The organism is Pseudomonas panipatensis, from assembly GCF_900099785.1.
Lineage (GTDB): Bacteria > Pseudomonadota > Gammaproteobacteria > Pseudomonadales > Pseudomonadaceae > Pseudomonas > Pseudomonas panipatensis.
In genome coordinates, this window is sequence record NZ_FNDS01000003.1 from 206,941 (window position 1) to 229,014 (window position 22,074).

At 62.9% G+C, this 22,074-nt stretch carries 18 protein-coding genes; 11 read left to right on the plus strand and 7 right to left on the minus strand.

Translation table 11 applies throughout. From position 1 onward, the window contains the following. The first annotated feature begins 3 nt into the window (after nucleotides 1-3). The 4 genes from pstC to BLQ74_RS08840 all read left to right on the plus strand — a co-directional run bounded on the left by pstC (nucleotide 4) and on the right by BLQ74_RS08840 (nucleotide 3,628). Nucleotides 4-999 carry a phosphate ABC transporter permease subunit PstC gene (pstC, locus tag BLQ74_RS08825; RefSeq protein ID WP_090262182.1) on the plus strand — a complete coding sequence of 332 codons (996 nt, stop codon included), beginning with the start codon at nucleotides 4-6 and terminating at the stop codon, nucleotides 997-999. Then, entirely contained in the window at nucleotides 996-1,868 is an 873-nt protein-coding gene (gene pstA, locus BLQ74_RS08830; protein ID WP_090262183.1) for a phosphate ABC transporter permease PstA, read from the plus strand. The genes pstC and pstA overlap by 4 nt, the downstream gene beginning before the upstream one ends. Nucleotides 1,869-1,876: 8 nt before the next feature. Continuing rightward, a complete protein-coding gene (pstB, locus tag BLQ74_RS08835) occupies nucleotides 1,877-2,653 on the plus strand; it encodes a phosphate ABC transporter ATP-binding protein PstB (protein ID WP_090262430.1) in 777 nt (258 codons plus the stop codon). A 585-nt stretch (nucleotides 2,654-3,238) separates the two neighbouring features. Beyond that, nucleotides 3,239-3,628, plus strand: coding sequence for a hypothetical protein (locus tag BLQ74_RS08840; RefSeq protein ID WP_090262431.1), 390 nt, complete (start codon nucleotides 3,239-3,241; stop codon nucleotides 3,626-3,628). A 119-nt stretch (nucleotides 3,629-3,747) separates the two neighbouring features. Here the strand turns inward: BLQ74_RS08840 and BLQ74_RS08845 are convergent, their stop codons facing one another. Then, nucleotides 3,748-5,358 (minus strand): methyl-accepting chemotaxis protein, encoded by a 1,611-nt coding sequence (locus tag BLQ74_RS08845; RefSeq protein ID WP_170842783.1) that lies wholly within the window; start codon nucleotides 5,356-5,358, stop codon nucleotides 3,748-3,750. Between the two features lie 362 nt (nucleotides 5,359-5,720). On the opposite strand from BLQ74_RS08845, the gene BLQ74_RS08850 reads away from it, so the two are divergent. Both BLQ74_RS08850 and BLQ74_RS08855 read left to right on the plus strand, forming a co-directional pair. After that, entirely contained in the window at nucleotides 5,721-7,094 is a 1,374-nt protein-coding gene (locus tag BLQ74_RS08850; protein WP_090262184.1) for an esterase/lipase family protein, read from the plus strand. Between the two features lie 135 nt (nucleotides 7,095-7,229). Beyond that, nucleotides 7,230-7,538 (plus strand): DUF2845 domain-containing protein, encoded by a 309-nt coding sequence (locus BLQ74_RS08855; protein WP_090262185.1) that lies wholly within the window; start codon nucleotides 7,230-7,232, stop codon nucleotides 7,536-7,538. An 80-nt stretch (nucleotides 7,539-7,618) separates the two neighbouring features. Here BLQ74_RS08855 and BLQ74_RS08860 read toward each other — a convergent pair whose 3' ends face one another. From BLQ74_RS08860 to BLQ74_RS08885, 6 genes are all read right to left on the minus strand, one after another. Continuing rightward, the gene (locus tag BLQ74_RS08860) at nucleotides 7,619-8,740 is read right to left on the minus strand and encodes a hypothetical protein (RefSeq protein ID WP_090262186.1); all 1,122 of its coding nucleotides are present in this window, start codon (nucleotides 8,738-8,740) and stop codon (nucleotides 7,619-7,621) included. A 42-nt stretch (nucleotides 8,741-8,782) separates the two neighbouring features. Continuing rightward, nucleotides 8,783-9,130, minus strand: coding sequence for a DUF2845 domain-containing protein (locus BLQ74_RS28080; protein WP_090262187.1), 348 nt, complete (start codon nucleotides 9,128-9,130; stop codon nucleotides 8,783-8,785). A gap of 622 nt (nucleotides 9,131-9,752) precedes the next feature. After that, on the minus strand, nucleotides 9,753-10,256 hold the full coding sequence (locus tag BLQ74_RS08870) for a BRO family protein (RefSeq protein ID WP_090262188.1): 504 nt from the start codon (nucleotides 10,254-10,256) through the stop codon (nucleotides 9,753-9,755). Between the two features lie 416 nt (nucleotides 10,257-10,672). After that, nucleotides 10,673-12,448 (minus strand): DUF262 domain-containing protein, encoded by a 1,776-nt coding sequence (locus BLQ74_RS08875; RefSeq protein ID WP_090262189.1) that lies wholly within the window; start codon nucleotides 12,446-12,448, stop codon nucleotides 10,673-10,675. Nucleotides 12,449-13,051: 603 nt separating this feature from the next. Then, nucleotides 13,052-14,206 carry a catalase family protein gene (locus BLQ74_RS08880; protein WP_090262190.1) on the minus strand — a complete coding sequence of 385 codons (1,155 nt, stop codon included), beginning with the start codon at nucleotides 14,204-14,206 and terminating at the stop codon, nucleotides 13,052-13,054. A gap of 100 nt (nucleotides 14,207-14,306) precedes the next feature. Then, the gene (locus BLQ74_RS08885; protein WP_090262191.1) at nucleotides 14,307-16,211 is read right to left on the minus strand and encodes a di-heme-cytochrome C peroxidase; all 1,905 of its coding nucleotides are present in this window, start codon (nucleotides 16,209-16,211) and stop codon (nucleotides 14,307-14,309) included. A 200-nt stretch (nucleotides 16,212-16,411) separates the two neighbouring features. On the opposite strand from BLQ74_RS08885, the gene zapE reads away from it, so the two are divergent. The 5 genes from zapE to BLQ74_RS08910 all read left to right on the plus strand — a co-directional run bounded on the left by zapE (nucleotide 16,412) and on the right by BLQ74_RS08910 (nucleotide 22,042). After that, complete coding sequence (gene zapE, locus BLQ74_RS08890) at nucleotides 16,412-17,488, plus strand: cell division protein ZapE (RefSeq protein ID WP_090262192.1); 1,077 nt, start codon at nucleotides 16,412-16,414, stop codon at nucleotides 17,486-17,488. A gap of 301 nt (nucleotides 17,489-17,789) precedes the next feature. After that, nucleotides 17,790-18,632, plus strand: a complete 843-nt coding sequence (locus tag BLQ74_RS08895) for an IclR family transcriptional regulator (protein ID WP_090262193.1) — start codon at nucleotides 17,790-17,792, stop codon at nucleotides 18,630-18,632. A gap of 237 nt (nucleotides 18,633-18,869) precedes the next feature. Next, nucleotides 18,870-20,219 (plus strand): 4-hydroxybenzoate transporter PcaK, encoded by a 1,350-nt coding sequence (gene pcaK, locus BLQ74_RS08900; protein WP_090262194.1) that lies wholly within the window; start codon nucleotides 18,870-18,872, stop codon nucleotides 20,217-20,219. Nucleotides 20,220-20,470: 251 nt separating this feature from the next. Continuing rightward, on the plus strand, nucleotides 20,471-21,424 hold the full coding sequence (locus BLQ74_RS08905; protein ID WP_090262195.1) for an AraC family transcriptional regulator: 954 nt from the start codon (nucleotides 20,471-20,473) through the stop codon (nucleotides 21,422-21,424). A gap of 174 nt (nucleotides 21,425-21,598) precedes the next feature. After that, nucleotides 21,599-22,042 carry a cupin domain-containing protein gene (locus BLQ74_RS08910; RefSeq protein ID WP_090262196.1) on the plus strand — a complete coding sequence of 148 codons (444 nt, stop codon included), beginning with the start codon at nucleotides 21,599-21,601 and terminating at the stop codon, nucleotides 22,040-22,042. Nucleotides 22,043-22,074 lie beyond the last annotated feature (32 nt).

The following is a 22,074-nucleotide window of genomic DNA, read 5'->3' on the forward strand; positions in this document are numbered from 1 at the left end:
CCGATGTCTACCGATTCCTCCCAGTACCTCAGTGCCTCCGGTGTGGACTCCGCAGAAGCGGAAGGACGTGCCCATCGCGACCAACGCCATGACCGCTGGTTCCGCCGCGGTATGTTCGGCGCGGCCATGTTGGTGCTGCTGCTGCTCGCCGGCGTCGCCGGTTCCACCCTGTGGGGCGGCAGCCTGGCGTTCTCGACCTTCGGCCTGGACTTCCTCACCAGTACCGAATGGGATGCGGTGAACAACCATTTCGGCGCCCTGGTGCCCATCTACGGCACCCTGGTCACCTCGTTGCTGGCGTTGCTGATCGCCGTGCCGGTCAGTTTCGGCATCGCCATCTTCCTCACCGAAGTGGCGCCGCCGTGGTTGCGCATGCCGGTGGCCGCGGCCATCGAATTGCTCGCCGGCATTCCCTCGATCATCTACGGCATGTGGGGCCTGTTCATCTTCGGCCCGTTCATGGCCGAACACCTGGCCCCCTGGATCAACGACTACCTGGGCGCGCTGCCGCTGATCGGCGGTCTGTTCCAGGGCCCGCCGCTGGGCATCGGCATGCTCAGCGCCGGCATCGTCCTGGCGATCATGATCATCCCCTTCATCACCTCGGTGATGAACGAAGTGTTCCGCAGCGTGCCGATCACCCTCAAAGAGTCGGCCTACGCCCTGGGCAACACCACCTGGGAAGTGGTCTGGGACGTCGTCCTGCCGTACACCCGCTCGGCGGTGGTCGGCGGCATCTTCCTCGGCCTGGGCCGCGCCCTCGGCGAGACCATGGCGGTGACCTTCGTGCTGGGTAACTCGCAGCAGTTCTCCGCATCGCTGCTGATGCCCAGCTCGTCAATCGCCTCGGTGATCGCCAACGAGTTCAGCGAGGCCTACACCGATCTGCACCGCTCCTCGCTGATCGCCCTGGGCTTCCTGCTCTTCGTCGTCACCTTCATCGTGCTCGCTATCGCGCGCCTGATGCTGCTGCGCCTCGCCAAGAAGGAGGGCCTATGAGCGGCAACGAAAGTCTCTACCGCATGCGCACGCTGAAAAACCGCATCGCCATGGTGCTCAGCTGCGCCGCCACGCTGTTCGGCCTGATGTGGCTGGCGTGGATTCTGCTGACCACCATCGTCCACGGCCTCGATGCGCTGAACCTGCGCCTGTTCACCGAGATGACCCCGCCGCCGGGCACCTCCGGCGGCCTGGCCAACGCCTTCTACGGCAGCGCGCTGATGAGTCTGCTGGCCCTGCTGGTCGGCACCCCGATCGGCCTGATGGCCGGCATCTGGCTGGCCGAATACGCCCGCCACACGCGCATGGGCACCGTGGTGCGCTTCATCAACGACATCCTGCTGTCGGCGCCGTCGATCGTCCTCGGTCTGTTCGTCTACACCAGCGTGATCCTGCCGCTGAACTACCTCAGCGACCACCGCATCGGCTTCTCCGCCATCGCCGGCGCCCTGGCCCTGGCCCTGCTGGTGATCCCGGTGGTGGTGCGGACCACCGACGAAATGCTCCAGCTGCAACCCACCACCATGCGCGAAGCGGCGCTGGCGCTGGGCGTGCCGCAATGGAAGCTGACCCTGCAGATCGTCCTGCGCGCCGCCCGCGCCGGGGTGATCACCGGCATCCTGCTGGCCCTGGCGCGCATCACCGGCGAAACTGCGCCGCTGCTGTTCACCGCCTTCGGCAACCAGTTCTGGAGCAGCAACCTGCTCAAACCCATGGCCAACGTACCGGTGGTGATCTTCCAGTACGCCATGAGCCCCTTCGACGATTGGCACGCCCTGGCTTGGGCCGGTGCCCTGGTGCTGACCCTGTTCGTGCTGGTGCTCAGCTTGTTCTCCCGTCTCATCCTCTTGCGCAATAGGGCATCCTGATGACCAGCATGACCAACCCCATTACCGCCGAGCGCACCAAGATCCGCGTTCGCGACCTGGAGTTCTTCTACGGCCAGCAACAGTCGCTGAAGTCCATCAACATGGACATCCCGGAGAAGTGCATCACCGCCATCATCGGCCCGTCCGGCTGCGGCAAGTCGACCCTGCTGCGCATCTTCAACCGCATCTACTCCCTGTATCCCAATCAGGAAGCGCGCGGCGAGGTGCTGCTCAACGGCGACAACATCCTCGCGCCCGGTTACTCCATGCACCGCCTGCGCAGCCAGGTGGGCATGGTGTTCCAGAAGCCGGTGCCGTTCCCGATGACCATCTACGAGAACATCGCCTACGCCATTCGCCACCACGAGAAAGTCTCGCGCCGCGAGATGGACGACCGCGTCGAGCAGGCCCTGCGTGGCGCCGCGCTGTGGGACGAAGTGAAGGACAAGCTGAAGAACAGCGCCCAAGGCCTCTCCGGCGGCCAGCAGCAGCGCCTGTGCATCGCCCGCACCATCGCCCTGCGCCCGCAAGTGCTGCTGCTCGACGAGCCGACCTCGGCCCTCGACCCGATCTCCACCGGGCGCATCGAACAGCTGATCACCGAGCTGAAGCAACAGTTCACCGTGGTCATCGTCACCCACAACATGCAGCAGGCCGCGCGTTGCTCCGACTACACGGCCTTCATGTTCCTCGGCGAGCTGATCGAGTTCGGTGACACCGACACCCTGTTCACCAAGCCGGCCAAGGAACAGACCGAGGACTACATCACCGGTCGCTTCGGCTAACCGCGCCCGCGCAGACAGACGCCCGCCCCGGAGCGATCCGGGGCGGGCGTTTGCATTTGTCGAAGGGGCGGGCGATGTCCTTGAATGCCCCAGCGCAGCAGCGGCTTGCGTACCGGCGAGCGAGCGCGCCGCGTGGAGCCGCCAGGGCGCATGTGCCGCGACGAGTGGTATTCGCCGTGACCCGGCGGGCGGAGTAGCATCCATCGGCGCCGTCGCTGTAGGAAAACAGTGACGGAAGCCCTGGATGATGTCCGCGCATGATCCAGGCCCTGACGACTTTCCCGCCCCCTGTGGCGCGGCCAAGCGTCAGGCAGGAAGACCGCGCGCATCAGGGATCGATCGAGCGACAGGCCGCCGCCGACCCGTGACCCTGAATCAGGCGCTATCCCTCCCAGCCTCCGATCAGCCCGTCCCGTGGTTGATGGCCCGCGCGCCGGTCCCGCGGTGACGCGCCAGCGGGTGATCGCGGCCAGGTATCGAGATCGATACCAAACGCCTACCGGTTGCCTGCTGAAGCCCTTGGTGCCAACCCCTACACTCGGTCTCCGCACAGAGCCCTGTTACACCCGCAGTCAGATGTCGTTCATGCAAACCCACAGCAAGCTCATCGACCAGGTCCCCAGCCACTTGATCCGCCAGGCCGTGCCCAAGCGCGTCGGACGCGGCTGGCGCGCCGACTTCAACATCGCCGTGTGGCTGCACCTGATCGCCAGCGGCGACCCGCAAGTGACCCTGAAAGTCAGCTACCAGGATGGCGACGTGCTCCGCGAGCAACTGATCGACCGTGGCCGCACCGGGCTCAACCAGCGCATCCTGCTGTGCGGCATCGCCCGCCTGGAATACAACAGCGGCATCGACGCCATGAGCCTGAGCCTGCTGTCCCAGGAACCGATCCAGACGCTGATGATCGACGAACTCTTCGTCCAGGCGGTCGACCGCGCGCGCATCGACGAGCGCAACCGCAAGCGCCGCTGAAGCGCCGCCGCCAGACGCCGGGATGAGCCACGGCGTCGGCCAGTTCCCACCCATTACCGCGCATCCCCCGGCCGCGCCATCGCGCGGTGCGGCCGGCTGATGCGTCGCCTGAAGCGCCCTTACAGGCGGAACGACGCCACCACCGCATGCAGGTCCACCGCCAGGCGCGAGAGGTCCTGGCTGGAGGCGCTGGTCTGGCTGGCGCCGGCTGCGGTCTGCGCCGACAGGTCGCGGATATTGGTCAGGTTGCGCTCGACCTCGTGGGCCACCGCGGCCTGCTCCTCGGCGGCGCTGGCGATCAGCACGTTCTGCTCGTTGATCGCCGCGATGGTGTCGGTGATATCGACCAGGCAGGCGCTGGCGGCCTCCGCCAGTTGCACGGTGGACTGCGCCAGGGTGGTGCTGCCCTGCATGGTCTGCACGGTGCTGGCGGCTTCCTGTTGCAGGGCGCCGACCATCTGCTCGATCTCCTGGGTCGATTGCTGGGTGCGCTGCGCCAGCAGGCGTACCTCATCGGCGACCACGGCGAAGCCACGGCCCTGTTCACCGGCCCGCGCCGCCTCGATGGCGGCGTTGAGCGCCAGCAGGTTGGTCTGTTCGGCGATGGCGCGGATCACATCCAGCACCTTGCCGACATCCAGCATCTGCCGCGCCAGGCGTTCCACGCGCTCGGCGCTGCCGGTCACATCGCCGGCCAGGGCATTGATCGACTGTACCGTCTGCTGCACCTGCTCGCGGCCGTTCTGCGCGGTGCGGTCGGCGTGGCGCGAAGCCTCCAGGGTGGTGGCGGCGTTATGCGCCACGCCATCCACCGCCACGCTCATCTCGTTGCAGGCGGTGGCCGCCTGTTCGATTTCCTGGTTCTGCTGCAACAGCCCGCGGTTGGAATCGTCGGTCACCGCATGCAGCTCCTCCGAGGCCGAGGCCAGTTGCGCCGAGGAATCGGCGATGGTGCCGATGGTCTTGCGCAGGCCTTGTTGCATGTTGCGCAGCGCCTCCAGCAACTGGCTGGCCTCGTCGCGGCCTTCCACCTGGATATGCTCGCTGAGGTCGCCCGAGGCCACCGTGCGCGCCACCTGCACCGCTTGCGCCAGCGGCCGCACGATGCTGCGCGAGAGCACCACGGCCAGGCCGATGGCCAGGGCCACGGCGCCGGCCAGGATCAGCCAGACCATCAGCCTCGCGTTCTCATAGGCGGTCTTGCTGGTCATGGCCGCGTTGGTGGCGCCGTTGCTGTTCATCTTCGTCAGCGCTTCCAGGTCGCTGGCGATGCTCGTTCCGCGGCTGTTCATCTGGCCGATCAGGCTATCGGCTTCCTCGCTCTTGGCGTTTTTCAGCAGCTCCAGCAATTGATTCTGGATTTCGATGTAGGTCTGCTGGTTGGCCGCGAAGCGCTCGTAGATCTGCTGTTCCTCGGGGCTGGAAATCAACTTGCGGTAGCGCTCCTGAGCCTCGGCCAGGCCGGCCCGTTCACGCTCGATGCGCGACAGGGTGTCGGCCTCCAGGCGGACCGCCGCGCGCAACGTCGAAATCCGCACGCGCATGGAGGCGCCATTCAGCTCGTCCAGGGCGAGGATGCTCGGCAGCCAATTGTCCTGAACCTCCGCCGAACTCGCGTTCATGCGCTGCATCTGCAGCAGCGAGCCGCCACCCACCACCATGAGCAGCAGCACCAGCCCGGCGAAGCCCAGGCTGATACGGGTCGAGACGCGAATGTTTCTTATGGACATAACAGGTTCCTTCGTAGGCAGAAGCGAGTAATAGGCAGTCAATACGCATAGTAGAAACGCTTTTTTGTGAAGCTGATCTGAAAAGTTCAGCTGACTAGACCATGGTCTGAGAGCCCTAAAGTCGCGGCCTCGGCTGCCGGTGCCAGTGCCTTTGCCGGACCCTGGCGGGAGAGGGCACGGCACCCCGGCGCGGCGACACAGTGGCCGGCCTCTCTGGGGCGCGGTTTCCAGCCCTGCCGGCGAACGGAGAGGGCGCGCCGCCCGCGCTCTGCGCCAGCCGTGGCTAGACTTGCCAGGGCATCAGACGTGGTCGCCGGCTTGCCGTATCGGCGTGGATAAAAGGACACCTCCGGAGATCGGCCATGAGCCCCGCATTCAAGTCGCCCCTCGACCTTGCCCATGAACTGCAGAAAGCCCTGTTCCGCGCCAGCACCGATGGCGAACTGCTCGGCAGCGGCATCGCCCTGCAAGCGGCCATCCACCCGTTGACCCGCGAACTGGGCTTCTCCATGCCGGGCGCGGCGCCGGCCTTGGCCCAGGCCAACCTGACGATCCTGCAGAACCTCGACAGCAAGGTGGTGCAGTTCGTCTTCCCGGTGCAGGGCGCGCTGCCGCTGCCGGCGGGCGCCCTGGCCGGGCCCGCGGGCAACTTCGACTTCATCCGCCAGCGCCAGTTTGGCAACCTCCTCGGCGAACTGGGCAACTGGATCGTCTCCGCCGCCCTGAACATCCCCCAGCGGCTGGAGGGCGACACCCTGGCAGCGGCCGCGCACAGCATCGAAGCGGCGAGCAAGAACGAAGGCTTCATCGACCTCGCCCAGGGCTACACGGCCCCGGCCTCGCCCAGCCGCCTGGCCGGCGCCAGCGGCAAGCGCGTGTTGCTTTTCGTGCACGGCATCTTCAGCTCCATCCAGGGTGCCTTCCAGGCCCTCGGCCCAGCCGACCAGCCGTCAGTGCTGCAAACGCTGCTGCAGCGCTACCAGGGCAACGTCTTCGGCTACGACCACTGGACCATCAGCAAGACCCCGCTGGAAAACGCCCTCGACCTGCTCGACGCCATACCCGCCGGCGCCAACTGGACCATCGACCTGGTCTGCCACAGCCGCGGCGGGCTGGTCTGCCGCTCGCTGCTGGCCGACCCCAGCGCCGCCGCCAGCCTGGCCAACCCCGACCTGCTCGCGCTGCCGGGCAAGCGCCAGGGCAAGATCGCCGGCCTCAACCGGGCGCTGTTCGTCGCCGCCGCCAACCAGGGCTCGCCGCTGGCCAACCCCGACGACATCCGCAACTTCCTCAACGTCGCCGCGCTGCTTGCCTCCACCTCCGGCTGCTTCGCCCTCGACAGCGTCATCGGCCTCGCCCGGCTCGCCGTCTCCAGCGCCTTCGACCTGCCGAGCATCCAGCAACTGGCCACCACCTCCAGCCTGGTCCGCGACCTCAACGCCAGCCCCAGCCTGCTCTCCGTCGCCAACGCCTACGCCGCCCGCGCCGACTTCGACCATGCCCAGTCGCCCCTGCTGGAAGCCGGCGTGCTCATCGACAAACTGCTGATGCCGGTCGACAACGACCTGGTGGTGCCCTACCTGGGCGCGGCCCAGCCCGACCCGCTGATCGCCAGCGACAAACTGCTGAACTTCGGCACCCCCACCGCCAAGCAAGGCAGCGTCTGGCACACCGAATTCTTCAGCCAGGCGGCCGTGCACGACCAGCTTCTGGCGATCTTTCCGCCGTTGCCGTGAGAGCGGCCGCCGGCGCAGCACGGGCGAGGGCGTTGTCCATCTGTCTACGCGGGAGCGGATTGAGAGGGACCGCAAACTCTGTTAATGAGTGAATGGATACCGCGAAAGCCAGACGTTATCGATCCGGGGTGTTCAATGAAGTATCTCGATAAATGCTTGTTTGGCCTGCTGTTGTTGGCCTTGTTGCCACCTGTTGCACACGCGTCCTCCTTGCGTTGCAGTCGCGGAATTGCCAGCGAAGGCGATACCAAGGATCAGGTCCTGCAGAAGTGTGGCGAGCCAGTGACGCGGGAAGTCTGGGGGCCGGCGCTGTTGAATAATGGTGTCCCCAAGAAAGGCGCCGCACAGGTGGAATACTGGCGCTATGGGCCGGATGGCGGTGTTTATAGGAAGCTTCGCTTTATCGATGAAAGGCTGGTGCAGGTTGAAACGGAGTGGAAATGACGGCGCCAATCTTCGATTGCATCGCATGGCTGCAGCTACAAGACCGGAAAGGCGCCTCGGCATGAGGCGCCAGTGGCGGATTATCCGGCAGCTCTGATGATGTCGAGTAGTAACGCCATATTGAATTGAATTACGCCAATCGAATTCAGGACTATCGTTGTTCCAGGTTTGGCAGCCTGGATAGCTCTAACGACATAGTTTCCATCAGTGGGTGTCGCAACCAATTGTGCGCCGTTGTACTGCAGTGTCAGGTTGGTATGCGCCGAAGCAGATACCGCTGAGAGTATTTCATTGAGCGAAGCGGCGTGTGCGGTATTGACCGTGATGGACGCATTTCCCGATGCGGCTTCGACGGTCGCCTTCAACTGCCCGGTATTTAGTTGTGCGCCATTTAGATTGACGTCGATGCTTCGCGAACCGGCAAGCTGCAATATTTCTCTCATGTCGGCGTTGTTCGTCGCTTGCGCCGTGTTAAGACTGACCCTGGTATTGGGGCCTGCACTGGCAATCAATTGCTTCAGCGTCCCCATGTTCATCTGAGTGACATCGAAGTCGGCGACTAAGGCTTTGCCGCCTGCCGCAGCGAATATTTGCGAGAGGTACTGGCTTGGCAGCCGGTTGGCATTGCTCAGGGCAATACTGGTATTCGGGCCGCCCGCAAAACCCAGGATGTTCAGCACCTGCGCGGGTGTCGCTTGATCGCCGGGAATCTGCGCCGTGAAGCGCTTGCTGCCAACCGCGCCGAGCAGCGCCCTGCAACCTTGATCGGAATAGGCGTTTACGGCACTGATCGTTAGCGAGGTGTTGTTGCCGTTGGCGGAGTTCAGAAAGTTAAGCGCCTGTTCTTGAACGGCCCTGGCTGCATTCAGTTGTGCCGAGAGCACCTTGTTGCCGAGGGCGGCGAAGACAGTCGCGACGTGTTGCGGCGGCAGGCCATTGGCTTCTCTTAGTGCGAACGAAGCATTGGGGCCGTTGGCGGCATTGAACAACGCTAATGTCTGATTCAAGGACGCCATGCTGGCGTCGACATCGATCGCTATCTTCTTGCTGCCGGCGGCACTTATGACCGGTATGAGTTCTGCCTGCGGTCGTCCCTGGGCATTGGAAATGGAGAGAGTGGTATTGCTTCCTGCTGCGCCAAGGAGTTGAGATATCTGGTTGACGGTTATGTTTTTTCCTTCACAGATCAAGATCAGTTTCATCGTGGCCACTCCGGGTTGGTGAATAGCGATTGGCTGAATTTTTTATGGTGTTTGCTTGTACAAATCCTCCTCGCTGTTACTCATGGGTTTGTAAGTTCGGATAACAGCGACTTTGTTGGTGCCGAAAGTGATTTGCGTCACTGCTCCATTACGTGGGCCGTAATACCAGTAAACGGTTCTTGCCACCGGATAGGCCCGGTTCGGTGTGGTGTTTGTCGCGGGTTCGATCACTCTCTGATAATCCGGGCGCCCGCACTTATGCTCGACGTCGGCGAAACTGTCACCGTTGGATACCAAGCCACCGGAGCATCGAAATGAAGCCTTGGCGTCTTGTGCCGTCAGAAAGGTCGATAGAAATAAGGCTGTTGCAGCGCATGCATATCTATTCATGATGGTTAGATGGCTTTTCGTCAGGGTGGGGGATGTTGCGCCGAGAACATACGTTAATGATCTCTGGCGCTTCGCAAGGATATGCCGGGGCGTTGCGAGGAAGGCGGGGATGCCTTTATGCGAGGATTCTTCTTATTAAAATTGAGGACGTTTCATTCAATGTGGTTAGTCTGTTTGTTCGCGGGGCAAGAAAGTTATCTATCCGAAGAATGATTAGGGAAAGTTCTTGCTCTGTTATTCCCGATGTTCGTTGGGCCAAGCAAAGCCATGAGCAAGCGTGCGAACAGGCACAGCACTATTCGCCTCGGGCGCAGCCATTGCCGGCTCGTCGAGACGCTTGGCCAGTCAACTGGTGAAAGACGACCAATGACGCCAACGGCGTTATCCGCCATTGGCGTCAGGGTGGGAGGGAATTCGGGGCGTACCCGACCCGTGTAGGGGGCCATGTCCGCAAATGGGCTTTACCGCTGGAATCGGTGTGACGCGTGACTCCACGTCCGCTCGCTGACGGGAAAGGCGCGGATGGCCCAGGCTGCAAGCTCGGATACGCTGGCGGATAGCGTGCCGGGCTATCCGCCGCCGTTGGGTTTCGCTGCGCTCAACGCCAACCTACGAGCGCACGCTAGCGCAGCCGCCGCGCCCAGTCGCGCCAGCCCAGGCGCCCGCCGCTGGGCGGCGGCTCGCGCAGCAGGCGCGGCAACTCGCCGAAACTCACCCAGAACTGCCCCTGCCAATCCAGCACCCGCAGCGTCTGCCGCTCCCAGCGCAAGCGCACATGACGCGGGCCGCTGGCACTGGCGGCGCTGCGCACCTCCGGCACCACCGTGTTGCTGATCCAGCGGCGCAAACCGCTGAAATCCGCCAGGCAGAAATGGATCAGCGCCGCATACACGCCGGATTCGCTGACCAACAGATGCTCCACGCACTCGGCGTTAGGCAGGCGCAGCCATTGCCGGCGCACCTGATCCTCGTCCAGGCGATTGGCCAGCCGCTCGCTGCTCGCATAGCCCATCAGCCGGCGCAGGTCGTCCAGCACGAACCAGACCTGGTCGTCGATCAACAGCGCGCGGAGGAGACGGCGGTGGCGGAAGAAATAGAGCGGGGTGGGAAGGGTGGTTTCGTCCATGGGGGTGATCCTTTCTTTGGTCTGAAAGTCCGCCGCCAGGCCGCTGCTAACCGGAAATGGAGGCGGAACCGCACGGGGTTAGCAGACCGGGACCAAAGGACCGGCAGACCCGAAGGTCTCCCCATACGGCCCGCCATAGAGGCAAATTGCGCGCGAGTTTTGTCGCGGTAAGTCGCCGAGGCGTTTCCGTCCTTTGATCATCGGGCTGCTAAACCCGGCCCCGTCGGTTTCACGGGGCGGGTGGAGGGTAGGGACGATGAGGGGAAATGGTCAAGAGGTTTCAAATTAATTTTACCCGAAAGGGTTTTTCTAAGAACTTGTATAAGTCACTGGCGAAACGAATTGGTGCTGGCAGCAATTGCGCATGAAAAGTCCTCGTTAGCGACTATTCATGCGCTTTACGATTCCGTTAGATGTTATTCTGTGTCTACGTACTCTGGGTTCCAGTACTTAAGGCAGAAGTCGACAATTTTTTTCTCGCGGGTATTTATTGATTGTATTTTCCACTTTCCATTGGTCAGGAATTCATCAAGTTCGTTTTGTGTTTTATATGGAGCTTTTTGGAAGTATTTGGAGTTCTTTATTTCAATGTTGCTGTTTCCTTTTGATGAATTGGCCGTGGCTGGGTCGAAGGTGAGGTTTCCAAGTCTATGAATATGGTTCTCTAGGAACTCATCGTCTAGTGCTGGGAGTATGGAGTTGTTTTTTATTATTCCATTTTTTTCAGGGGTTTGAGAGGCTATGTGTTCAATTGTTAGTGTGGTTTTTTTTGAGGAGTTTCTGAATTCCTTTTCAGACATCTTGGGACATATCGGTTGCTCGGTTTGTCGCAAGTGGTTCTCATATTTCCATAGGAGATAGCTAATGTCTTTCGAGTTCATGAACTCATAGAAGTTTGAGTATTCAAGATGCTCTTTGAATATCTTTTTGGGGCTATGTGTTTTTATGAGCGATGTTATTTTGTCGTATAAGGGGGAGAATTTTCCTGAGAAATCTCTTGCAGCCGTAAAGAGGGTGGTCTGACCAGTATTTGAGCGTGTTTGCTGAATGGAGAAGACACGGAAGCTATAGATTTCAAGTAGTTTGCAGGTTGATTCAAAGTTCTGCTTTTTTTGTGTCTGGTCTAGCTTGTAAGATTTTAATAGTAGAGGGTAAAAATTACTTAGCCGATCCAGGCATGCTAAGTCCCTGAATGCCTCGATTTCCGATTTCATCATGTTCCCGAGGGTAATGAAGCTTTCCTTGAGTTCCTTGCTGAAACGGTCGATAAACTTTAAGGCCTCGTCGCGACTTCCTTTATTTATTAGAGGGTTTATTATTTTTCTAATGAAATTCACTGGTTGCTGGTAGTCTGACTTGTCGGTCCATTTTTCAAACGCTACACAGTGATATTGAAGAGCCGAGTCTTCTGAAAGTTTGTCTCCGAATTTTTCTAGCTCTCTAAAGATTTCAGCGAATCGCTCTTGGATTGAGGATAGATATGTTTCTGTGTTTTCGCCGGCGGCTAGATAGGTTTTGTACATTAGGAAGCTTTTTATTTTTTCAAGATTTGTGAGTCCTTTGCCGCGATCGTTTGTCGTTTCAAAGATTAGAGTGGCTTCTGCAGTGTCTTTGACAGAGTAAGTTAAAACTTTTGTGCAGGAGTCTAGCTTGGTTTTGAAGTCTAGCAGTTCGGCGATAGATTTTTCTTTTAGGGATTTCTTGAAGTATTCCTTTGCATTGTATAGGCGTCTTTGTGATGGGGTTATAATAAAATTTTTACCGTCATCATCTCCAATTATGTGGCTTTGGAAGAAGTCGTTGTCAGGGGAAATTGCTTGAAGTTTTGTTCGGTTTCTGCTGATGACATAGGTTTCAGTTACTAGGTCTAGACCATGCTCCTCGAAATCTTTATCGGGGAGTCTTTCGGAAAGTTGGTCGAGAAGGACTTTCATAAATATTATGATTGTGGTGATTCTTTGCTGTCCGTCAACTATATCGATAACGTCATATCCTTGATGTTTATCGTTGCGCTCCTGGAATAAAATAGTTCCTAGGAAGTAGTCGCGGCCTATATCTTGGTTTTCTATATCCTCAATGAAATCGGGAAGCTGTCTGGATTCATCCCATGCATATGCTCTTTGATAATCGGGGATGTTGAATATTTTTCTGCCATCGAATAATTCCTTTAGCTTTTTTTGTCCATTTTCCATGTCTGACTCCTGGGTCGATTTTATGATATGTGGAGAGTGCTGGTTGTTTATCTTAAAGGCGGTTTATTCTACTGATAGGGTGATATCTATTTCCTATGCTCTGAGTTGCTCTTCTGGTTGAGGCCTTCTCGATCCAAATAATCGTGCTGTTCTATTGTGGTTCGATTGAGGAAAGTTCTGCCCGTACTGGCTGTGCACTAAGTCAACCAGACCTTCGCGCCTTTATTAGTCGTTACCCAAGCCCCATGGCGTACTAGAGCACAACCAAGCTCTTGCCCTTGTTTCGTATACATGGACAAGGCGTTCGGAAAGTTCGGTAGAGCGCCCGCGCGTAATCCAAGCCAGTAACGGCAACCGCATACAGGAAACCCCTACGTCGGTGCCTGCATCACGCAGGCTGCAACCGCCTCTTTTCCCGCACTCATTGCACCCGGCGCCTTGGCCTGTATCTGGCAACTAACCCCCATGAAACCAAAGACCAGTGCGAGCAGGAGTGTGCGGCTTTTCATGGGTTCCCCCTGGACGGGGCGCGGCGGGCGCGCCTGGGTGTCCTTGCTGGTTGGGTTCGTTGCCACGGGCGGTGCGTTCGTCGGTGCGGTTACATCAGTCTCCAGGCACGCCGTTGCGTTGGTGCCGGTACACGCTCACCGCCTCGTACACCGCCTTGCGCAGCCGGTTGATTCCGCCGATCGGTCGATGCTCCGGCAGGGCGTGCCATGGGTTGAAGGATAGGTTGTCGCAGAGCAGGTTTTGTTCGCGGCTGTCGAAGTCCTGGGCGGGGATGCTGATCAGGGCGACGGTCTGGAAGGGGGAGTCTTTTTCGCTCCAGGCCACGCTGGGGTCTTCGATGGGCATGTAGCGGTTGGCGTCCTGCTTTTGCACTTGCAGGGCGAAACAGGCTGGTGCGCGGTCGACGGAGAGTTGCTGGTAGAGCGCGCTGCGCAGGAAGTTGGGCAGCTTTTCGTTGAGGGCCGGCAGTTGGTAGCCGGGGCAGCGGTCCGGGGCGGGGATGCTGCGGAATTTGATGTTGTTGCCTTCGCCGAGTTTGTACGGGGCGATGCCGAAGTAGCTGGCTTGCATGGGGCTGGCCGGGGCGCTGGCGAGGGTTTGCATGGCGATGAGCATGTGGCGGATTTCCCAGGTACTGGGGTTCCAGCTCGGGAAGAAGGCCAGCAGGCGTTGGCCGCGGGCCTGGGCGGCGAAGTTCTGTTGGTATTCGGCGACGTCGCGGATGAAGAACACCGGGTGGTTGAACATGACGAAGTCTTGCTCGTTGTCGTGGCCGATGCCGGGCATGAGTTTGGCGCCGGGCACGTCGAGCAGTTTGATGGCCATGCCGCGGGCGTCGCGCTCGCTGTCCTGTTGCGGGTAGGCGTTGCCGTTGGAGAAGCGCACCCAGGCGTTCCACACCTTGCCCGGCTGGGCGAACACGCCCTGGCGCAGGTCCACCGGCAGGTCGGCTTCGACCCTGACCTCGGCCTTGACGCAGCCGTGGGCCTTGGCGTGGGCGTCGCGCAGGACGCGGGTGTTGTCGCGGTGCTGGTCGACGATGCGGATGGCGTCTTCGATGATGGCCTGGGTCAGTTGTGCTTCGTCGGGCGGGATCTGTTCGCGGTTGGCCACCGGGCCGGAGAATTTCCAGGCGTAGTAGAGGCTGCCGATGCCCCAGCCGAGCAGGCCGAGGACGAGCGCGGCGCCGACCAGGCGCAGCAGGCATTTGCCGAGGAGGAGCCAGAGCCGGGTGAGCAGTGCGCGCATGGGGGCGGTCCTTTACGGGGCGTTCTTCAGGGGAGTGGCTGGGGTGCGGTGGCCTGTGCGTTGGTGCGGCCGGCCCGGCGTGTGCCGGGCCGGGAGGCGATCAGCCGCAGGTGGGGCCCGGCGTCCAGGGTGGGGTGGGAACGTCGCTCAGGCGGCTTTCGTAGGCGGGGTTGCCGAGCACCTTGAGGTATTCCACCAGGGCCCAGCGTTCCTCGGGGCTGAGGGCGCGGCCGATGACGCCGTCCCGGCGGCAGCCGTCGCGGAATTCGTGTCCGCGGTTGCTGTTGCCGGTGACGCTGGTGCGGTAGAGGAAGCCGCCGGGGAATTTGCCGGTGCGGTAGCCGGCGAACGTGGGGTCGTAGTCGAAGCTGCCGACGTAGAACTGGCTTTCCCGCTCGTCCACCGGCGAGAGCAGTTCGAACAGGTTGGGCACCGAGCCGTTGTGCAGGAACGGCGGGGTGGCCCAGATGCCGTCCAGCGGGCGGGCCTTGTAGGCGGCCAGTTCGCGCACGCCGATCTTCAGGCCGTAGCCGTTCATGCGCTGCTGTTGTTCCGGGCTGATGCCGGCGTCGCGGTAGGCGCGCTGTTCGACGAAGGCGGTGATGTAGGCCAGGCCCTTGGCGGCGGACAGTTTGCTCAGGTCGAGGGCTTGCTTGGGTTCGGGGTAGAGCGCCACGTCCATGTGCTGCAATTCGTCGAGCTGCCATTTCAGCGGGCGCAGGTCGTAGCTGTGGCTGGCGATGTTGTCGGCGGTGGTCGGGTCGGTGCCGATCACTGTGGTGGGGATCATGCTCATGCGCCATTCGGGCACGCGCGCCGGCGCCAGGTAGTCGGGATCGCCCGGCTGCTTGACGTGCGGGCCGTGGCAGCGCTGGCAGTTCTCGCGGAACAGCGCGCGGCCCTGGGAGGCGCGCTTGAGGTCGATCTCGCCGAACAGTTCGGCCGGCCAGGTCGGCGGCTTGAGCTGGTGCAGGTCTTCTTCGAGGCGGAACAGGTCGTCGATGCGCACGCTGGCGGGGTAGCGCGCGTCGCCCAGCAGTGGCTGGCCGTCGCTGTCGAGCAGGCCGAGGGTGGCGCCGACGCCGAGGGCTTCGCCGATGTTGCGCGCCATCGGTTGCATGGCCGAGCCGTTCCACTGCACCCAGTCGAATTTCCAGATGTCCCAGAGCTGCGGGTAGTTCACCGGGGCGTTGGCCACGCGGTAGTTGTCGGCGCTGATGTGGTCGCCGAACACGCCGTTGGCGATGCGGCCGAAGGCGTCGGCGCGGCCGGGGCCTTCTTCGGTGGGGTAGAGGCCCCGGTGCCAGTCGTTCCAGGCGGTGCCGAAGACTTGCTTGAGCACCGGCTTGAGGCCGTCGCGCAGGGCTTGTTTGTCGGCGGCGCTGGGGTGTTCGGTCTTCAGCACGTCCTGGGCGAAGGCGTCGAACTTCCACGGCAGGGCGTAGGTGAACAGCAGGCTCATGCCCATCGCCTGGCCGAAGGCGCCGCCGCGCAGGGTGGGCACGGTGGAGGCGATGGAGTGCATCGCCGCGCCGCCGTCGATGCGCACGGCGTGGCCGTTGTAGCGCAGTTCGCCGGTGTGGCAGGCGGAGCAGGTGATGTCCAGGTACCAGGGGCCGTTGGCGCTGTCCTGGTGGCGGCTGAAGCCGACCGGCAGGTTGCCGGGGTTGTTCGGGTCGATGGCGCCGGGCTGCTGCGGCTTGAGCTGTTCGGGGTCGATCAGGAAGCCGTAGCGGGCGAGGTTGGCCGGGGCGGCGAAGCGTTCGTCGGAGAACGGCTGGCGCAGGGCGGTGAACCAGTCGTAGTGCAGGCCTTTCACCTGCGTGCCCTGGGGCGTGTAGTAGTAGCGTTCGCGGGCTTGCTGGTCCCACTGCGGGAGCAGGGTGAGCGTCTGCGGCGGGGTGTATTCCGGCACATTGGGGTGGGCGACGTACCAGAGCGCGACGGCGCCGAGCAGAAGCGCCAATAGGAACACGCCGAGTAAGACACGTCCGATGATGCGCATCGAAACTTCCCTGTTTGCTTTCGGATTGAAGGCCATCGTTATGCCAACACCCAGCGCGGTTGGCAAGGTGATGCCACATGAAATCCGGGGTTTATCCGTGGGCCGGGCGTGTATCCTTTGCGCCGCGAGTCAGGCTGGCGGCGAGGTCGCCGGCCGTTTTGAGCGGGGTATCACCCCGGCTGATGCGGAGGGGAGTTGCCTTGAGTTCCGATCTTTCTGTTCCCGACGAAGCGGTCGCGGCGCGCGTGCTGCGGCATTTCCGGGTGTCCCTGGAGGAACGCGGCTACCACGCCGACAGCGCCCAGCAGAGCGCCATCCAGCACCTGGCCGAGTGGCTGGAGGAATTCCTCGGCGCCCGCCGCTCCTGGCTGCGCAAGCCGCCCGCCGGGGTCTACCTGTGGGGCAGCGTCGGTCGCGGCAAGAGTTTCGTGATGGACTGCTTCTTCGCCGCCGTGCCGATCCAGGCCAAGCGCCGCGTGCATTTCCATTCGTTTTTGCAGGAGTTGCAGATACGCATGCTGGCCTTCGCCGGCCAGGCCGATCCGCTGGTGAAGGTGGCCCGGCAGATCGCCGAGCAGACCCGCCTGCTGTGCTTCGATGAATTCCATGTGCACGACATCGGCGACGCCATGCTCCTCGGGCGCATGCTCAAGGTGCTGGTGGAGGAGGGCGTGGGCATGGTCTGCACCTCCAACTATCCGCCCAGCGGCCTGTGCCCGAACCCGCTGTACCGCGAGCGCTTCCGCCCGGCCATCGAGCTGCTGGAAAAGCGCTTCGACGTGCTGCCGCTGGACGGCGGCGAGGACTACCGCCTGCGCGCCACGCCGCTGGAAAACTGGGGCAGCTACCTGTGGCCGGCGCGGGCCGATGACCTGGCGCTGATCGGCCAGCGCCTGGGCCTGGACGACAAGGCCAGCTTCGACCAGGTCTTGCAGGTCAACCACCACCCGCTGCGCGTCCACGCCCTGGAGGACGACCGCGCCTGGCTGGACTTCAGCGAACTCTTCGAGCGCCCGCGCTCGGCCGCCGACTACCTGTGGCTGATTGAGCACTTCCCGCGCATGGCGGTCAGCGGCCTCGGCCCGCTGGGCGACTATCCGCCGGACGTGAGCATGCGCTTCCTCAACTTCATCGACATCGCCTACGACCGCCAACTGCGCCTGCAACTCTTCGCCTCGGTGTCCCTGGAACGCCTCGCCGAAGGCGGCGCCGCCATCGACTTCGCCCGCACCCTCAGCCGCCTGCGCCAGTTGAAGGTGGAACCGCTGAGCGCGTAACGCAGCGGCAAACGCACGTGCGGCATGGGTCGCGTTGGGTCGGGGCTTGCGTAGGATGGGACGAGCGCAGCGATTCCCATCGAGGGGTTGGGCAGCGGGTATCCCGACTGCGGTTGCGGCGTGGGTATCGCGCTGCGCGCTCGACCCATCCTACGGGCCGTGTTGGGTTGGAGTTGCGTGGGCGGGGCGGTCGCGTTTTGTCGCTGGGCTGACCCAGTGGTCGGTTATCGGCCACTTGGATTTGCGATTATCGACCGGCGCTTCGATAATCGCCCAATCCACCCGCCAACAGGACCTCGCCATGACCGACGAAATCCTTTCCAGCCCGCCCGCCCTGGCGCCGCCCATCGTGGCATCGCCGGCGAAGCGCATCGAGGCCTTTACCGGCGACCCGAATTTCATGACCTCGCTGGCCCGTGGCCTGGCGGTGATCCATGCGTTCCAGGAGCGCAAGCGCCACCTGACCATCGCGCAGATCAGCCACCGCACCGAGATTCCCCGCGCCGCCGTGCGCCGTTGCCTGCACACGCTGATCAAGCTCGGCTACGTGACCACTGACGGGCGCACCTATTCGCTGTTGCCCAAGGTGCTGACCCTGGGCCATGCCTACCTGTCCTCGACGCCGCTGGCGGTCACCGCGCAGCCGATCCTCGACCGCATCAGCGAGCAACTGCGCGAGGCCTGTTCGATGGCCACCCTGGAGGGTGACGAGATTCTCTACATCGCGCGTTCGGCGACGCCGCAGCGGCTGATTTCCGTGGACCTCAGCGTGGGCAGCCGGTTGCCGGCCTATTGCACTTCGATGGGCCGCATTCTCCTTGCCGGGCTGGACGACACGGCCCTGGAGGATTACCTGTCGCACGCCGACCTGCAGGTGAAGACCAGCCGCACCGTGTGCACCCCGGAGGCGTTGCGCGCGAGCATCGCGGAAATCCGCCGGCAGGGCTGGGTGATCATCGACCAGGAGCTGGAAATGGGCCTGCGTTCGGTGGCGGTGCCGCTGAAGGATTCCGCGGGCCAGGTGCTGGCCGCGCTGAACGTCGGCACCCACGTCGGCCGGGTGTCGCGCCAGGAGCTGGAGACGCGCTTCCTGCCGGTGCTGCTGGAGGCCAGCCGCGAGCTGGGCACGCGGCTGTTCCACTGAGGCGGGAGCACGGCGCCGGGACGCGGGCGAGCGTTCCCGGCGCTGCGTTAAAGGGTTCGATCAGCGAACACTCTGGCGGTTATCGAATTGATCGCTACCAGACCAGTCCGTAGTGTGGCTCAACCGTCCGTCAGGGACGGCACCCAATAACAACAATGAGCCTTTGCTTCCGGTTGCCTTGCGCCACGCGTACAGCCGGCCCGCAGCTCATTCCTGTCCGCCTGCAGGAATCGACGCATGACCAGTTCCGCGCAATTGCCGTCCACCGGCACCCTCGACGTTCAAACCTTCATCAATGCCCAGCCGCTGTCGCGCTATCAGTTGCGCATCGTCTTGCTGTGCTTCCTCATCGTTTTCCTCGATGGCCTGGACACCGCCGCCATGGGCTTCATCGCCCCGGCGCTGACCCAGGACTGGGGCATCGACCGCGCCAGCCTCGGCCCGGTGATGAGCGCCGCGCTGATCGGCATGGTCTTCGGCGCCCTCGGCTCCGGTCCGCTGGCCGACCGCTTCGGGCGCAAGGGCGTGCTGGTCGGCGCGGTGTCGCTGTTCGGCCTGTTCAGCCTGATCTCGGCTTTCAGCGCCAACCTCGACCAGTTGCTGGCGCTGCGTCTGCTCACCGGCGTCGGCCTGGGCGCGGCCATGCCCAACGCCACCACGCTGCTGTCCGAGTACACCCCGGAGCGCCTCAAGTCGCTGCTGGTCACCAGCATGTTCTGCGGCTTCAACCTGGGCATGGCTTTCGGCGGGTTCATCTCGGCCAAGCTGATCCCGCTGTTCGGCTGGCACAGCCTGTTGCTCCTCGGTGGCCTGCTGCCGCTGTTGCTGGCGCTGGTTCTGCTGGTCGGGTTGCCGGAGTCGGCGCGTTTCCTGGTGGTGCGCAATCGCGGCGCCGAGCGGGTGCGCGCGGTGCTCAAGCCGATCGCCGCGGCCGAGGTGGCGCTGGCCCAGGCGTTCAGCGTGCCGGAACAGAAAACCGTGCAGAGCCGCAACGTCTTCCAGTTGATCTTCTCCGGCACCTACAGCGCCGGCACCTTGTTGCTCTGGCTGACCTATTTCATGGGCCTGGTGATCGTCTACCTGCTGACCAGCTGGCTGCCGACGCTGATGCGCGACAGCGGCGCCAGCCTGGAGCAGGCGGCGATGATCGGCGCGCTCTTCCAGTTCGGCGGCGTGCTCAGTTCGGTGGCCGTCGGCTGGGCCATGGATCGCTTCAATCCGCACAAGGTGATCGGCGTGTTCTACTGCCTGGCCGGGGTCTTCGCCTACTGCGTGGGGCAGAGCCTGGGCAAGGTCACGCTGCTGGCGACCCTGGTGCTGCTGGCCGGTATGTGCGTGAACGGCGCGCAATCGGCGATGCCCTCGCTGGCCGCGCGCTTCTACCCGACCCAGGGCCGCGCCACCGGGGTGTCCTGGATGCTCGGCATCGGCCGCTTCGGCGCCATTCTCGGCGCCTGGATCGGCGCCACGCTGCTGGGCCTGGGCTGGAACTTCGAGCAGGTGCTGACCGCCCTGGTGCTGCCGGCGGCGATCGCCACCAGCGCCGTGCTGATCAAGGGCCTGGTGAGCCACGCCGACGCCACCTGAGTGAGCTTCCGGCCCCTGGCGGGCCGGCGAAAGCGTGCGATAAACGCCCACTCATCCGCAGGTCGAATTGCCGTGCCGTCCGCTACGCCGTAGGTTCAGCGGACGGCACGCCGGCCTGTTGTACCCCTCGGGTAGGCTGGCGTGACCGCCCATCTACGCCACGCTTTGCCTGAATGCTCCCGGCGTAGACTGGTGCTGCAAGCCGCACCGTCGAGCGCGGCTCACTACAACAATAAAGAGTGAGTGCCTCTATGCAGAGCCTGCTGAGTGAGCGCAGTCGGGTTTTCGAGCATGCCGATCCCTACGCGGTATCCGGCTACGTGAACCAGCATGTCGGCAGCCATTGCCTGCGCCTGCCGGCGCACGGCCGACCGGAGGCCAGCCTCAACCACCGCAAATTCTCCAGCCTCGATCTCTGCCGCATCAGTTACGGCGCCAGTGTGCGGGTCACCTCGCCGGCCCTGGAAAGCATCTACCACTTGCAGATTCTCCTGCGCGGCCATTGCCTGTGGCGCGGCCCCGGCCAGGAACATTACCTGGCGCCCGGCGAGCTGCTGCTGATCAACCCGGACGATCCGGTCGACCTGACCTACACGGAAGACTGCGAGAAATTCATCCTGAAGATTCCCACCACGCTGCTCGAAAGCATTTGCGCCGAGCAGCGCTGGCAGCACCCGCGCCAGGGCGTGCGCTTCGTCGAGAACCGCTACCGCTTGGAGGAGCTGGAGGGCTTCGTCAACCTGCTGGGCATGGTCTGCCAGGAAGCCGAGGCCAGCGAGCGCCTGCCACGCATCGAGGATCACTATCAGCAGATCGTCGCGAGCAAGCTGCTGACGCTGATGAAGACCAACGTCAGCCGCGAATGCCTGGCTTCGCCCCTGCTGTCCTTCGAGCGCATCGACGATTACATCGAGCGCAACCTCAAGCAGGACATCGACATCGAGGAGCTGGCACGCCAGGCGCGGATGAGCCTGCGCTCGCTCTACGCGCTGTTCGAGCGCCACGCCCGCAGCACGCCCCGGCAGTACATCCGCCAGCGCAAGCTGGAGCGCATCCACGCCTGCCTCGCCGACCCCAGTTGCCACGTTCGCAATGTCACCGAACTGGCCCTGGATTACGGCTTCCTCCATCTCGGCCGCTTCGCCGAGAGCTATCGCCAGCACTTCGGCGAACTGCCTTCGGATACCTTCAAGCGTCGCGGCTGAACGCGACCCGCAGCGGGTGCCGGGCGAATAGAGCGCAACGCTTCATCCGCCGATTCCCAGCCTGCACGCTGGGCAGCGCCGCTGCCGTTCTTCCGATTCCCCGCAGCGCTTGGCCGGATGGGCTCTACTGGAAGAAGGCAGTGCGCACTGCCGGCGCTACAGGAGGCCTGGCCCATGAGTTCCCAATCGTTCGTCCTGCAACCCGGTCAGCGCAGTCCGGCGCTCAACGTCGTCGGTGTGCGCATCAACGTGCTCGTCTCCGACACGGACTCGGCCGCCCAGCGCATCACCCTGCAGAGCGGCGAGGAGGGCGCCGGCCCGCCGCCGCACTGCCATGACTGGGACGAGTCGTTCTTCGTGATCCGTGGGCAGGTCCTGTTCACCTGCGCGGAGCAGCGTTGCGTCTGCGCGGCGGGTACGCTGGTGCACATTCCCGCCGGCACCGTGCACGCATTCAGCTTCGGCCCTGGCGGCGGCGAGATGCTCGAAGTCACCGGCGCCGGCAGCCAGGCCATCCCGATGTTCCGCGCGCTCGACCGCGAGGTGCCGCCCGGGCCGTTGGATGTCGCCAAGACCGTCCAGGTGGCCGGCGAGTACGGCCTCGTCTTCCACCTCTGAGCGGCCGCCGCACGTCCGCCAGGTCGCGTCCT

What these genes read in the sequence shown, in the direction of transcription:
- pstC (WP_090262182.1), top strand. Translation starts at nt 4, where the DNA reads ATGTCTACCGATTCCTCCCAGTACCTCAGTGCCTCCGGTGTGGACTCC.
- pstA (WP_090262183.1), top strand. Translation starts at nt 996, where the DNA reads ATGAGCGGCAACGAAAGTCTCTACCGCATGCGCACGCTGAAAAACCGC.
- pstB (WP_090262430.1), top strand. Translation starts at nt 1,877, where the DNA reads ATGACCAACCCCATTACCGCCGAGCGCACCAAGATCCGCGTTCGCGAC.
- BLQ74_RS08840 (WP_090262431.1), top strand. Translation starts at nt 3,239, where the DNA reads ATGCAAACCCACAGCAAGCTCATCGACCAGGTCCCCAGCCACTTGATC.
- BLQ74_RS08845 (WP_170842783.1), bottom strand. Translation starts at nt 5,358, where the DNA reads ATGTCCATAAGAAACATTCGCGTCTCGACCCGTATCAGCCTGGGCTTC.
- BLQ74_RS08850 (WP_090262184.1), top strand. Translation starts at nt 5,721, where the DNA reads ATGAGCCCCGCATTCAAGTCGCCCCTCGACCTTGCCCATGAACTGCAG.
- BLQ74_RS08855 (WP_090262185.1), top strand. Translation starts at nt 7,230, where the DNA reads ATGAAGTATCTCGATAAATGCTTGTTTGGCCTGCTGTTGTTGGCCTTG.
- BLQ74_RS08860 (WP_090262186.1), bottom strand. Translation starts at nt 8,740, where the DNA reads ATGAAACTGATCTTGATCTGTGAAGGAAAAAACATAACCGTCAACCAG.
- BLQ74_RS28080 (WP_090262187.1), bottom strand. Translation starts at nt 9,130, where the DNA reads ATGAATAGATATGCATGCGCTGCAACAGCCTTATTTCTATCGACCTTT.
- BLQ74_RS08870 (WP_090262188.1), bottom strand. Translation starts at nt 10,256, where the DNA reads ATGGACGAAACCACCCTTCCCACCCCGCTCTATTTCTTCCGCCACCGC.
- BLQ74_RS08875 (WP_090262189.1), bottom strand. Translation starts at nt 12,448, where the DNA reads ATGGAAAATGGACAAAAAAAGCTAAAGGAATTATTCGATGGCAGAAAA.
- BLQ74_RS08880 (WP_090262190.1), bottom strand. Translation starts at nt 14,206, where the DNA reads ATGCGCGCACTGCTCACCCGGCTCTGGCTCCTCCTCGGCAAATGCCTG.
- BLQ74_RS08885 (WP_090262191.1), bottom strand. Translation starts at nt 16,211, where the DNA reads ATGCGCATCATCGGACGTGTCTTACTCGGCGTGTTCCTATTGGCGCTT.
- BLQ74_RS08895 (WP_090262193.1), top strand. Translation starts at nt 17,790, where the DNA reads ATGACCGACGAAATCCTTTCCAGCCCGCCCGCCCTGGCGCCGCCCATC.
- pcaK (WP_090262194.1), top strand. Translation starts at nt 18,870, where the DNA reads ATGACCAGTTCCGCGCAATTGCCGTCCACCGGCACCCTCGACGTTCAA.
- BLQ74_RS08905 (WP_090262195.1), top strand. Translation starts at nt 20,471, where the DNA reads ATGCAGAGCCTGCTGAGTGAGCGCAGTCGGGTTTTCGAGCATGCCGAT.
- BLQ74_RS08910 (WP_090262196.1), top strand. Translation starts at nt 21,599, where the DNA reads ATGAGTTCCCAATCGTTCGTCCTGCAACCCGGTCAGCGCAGTCCGGCG.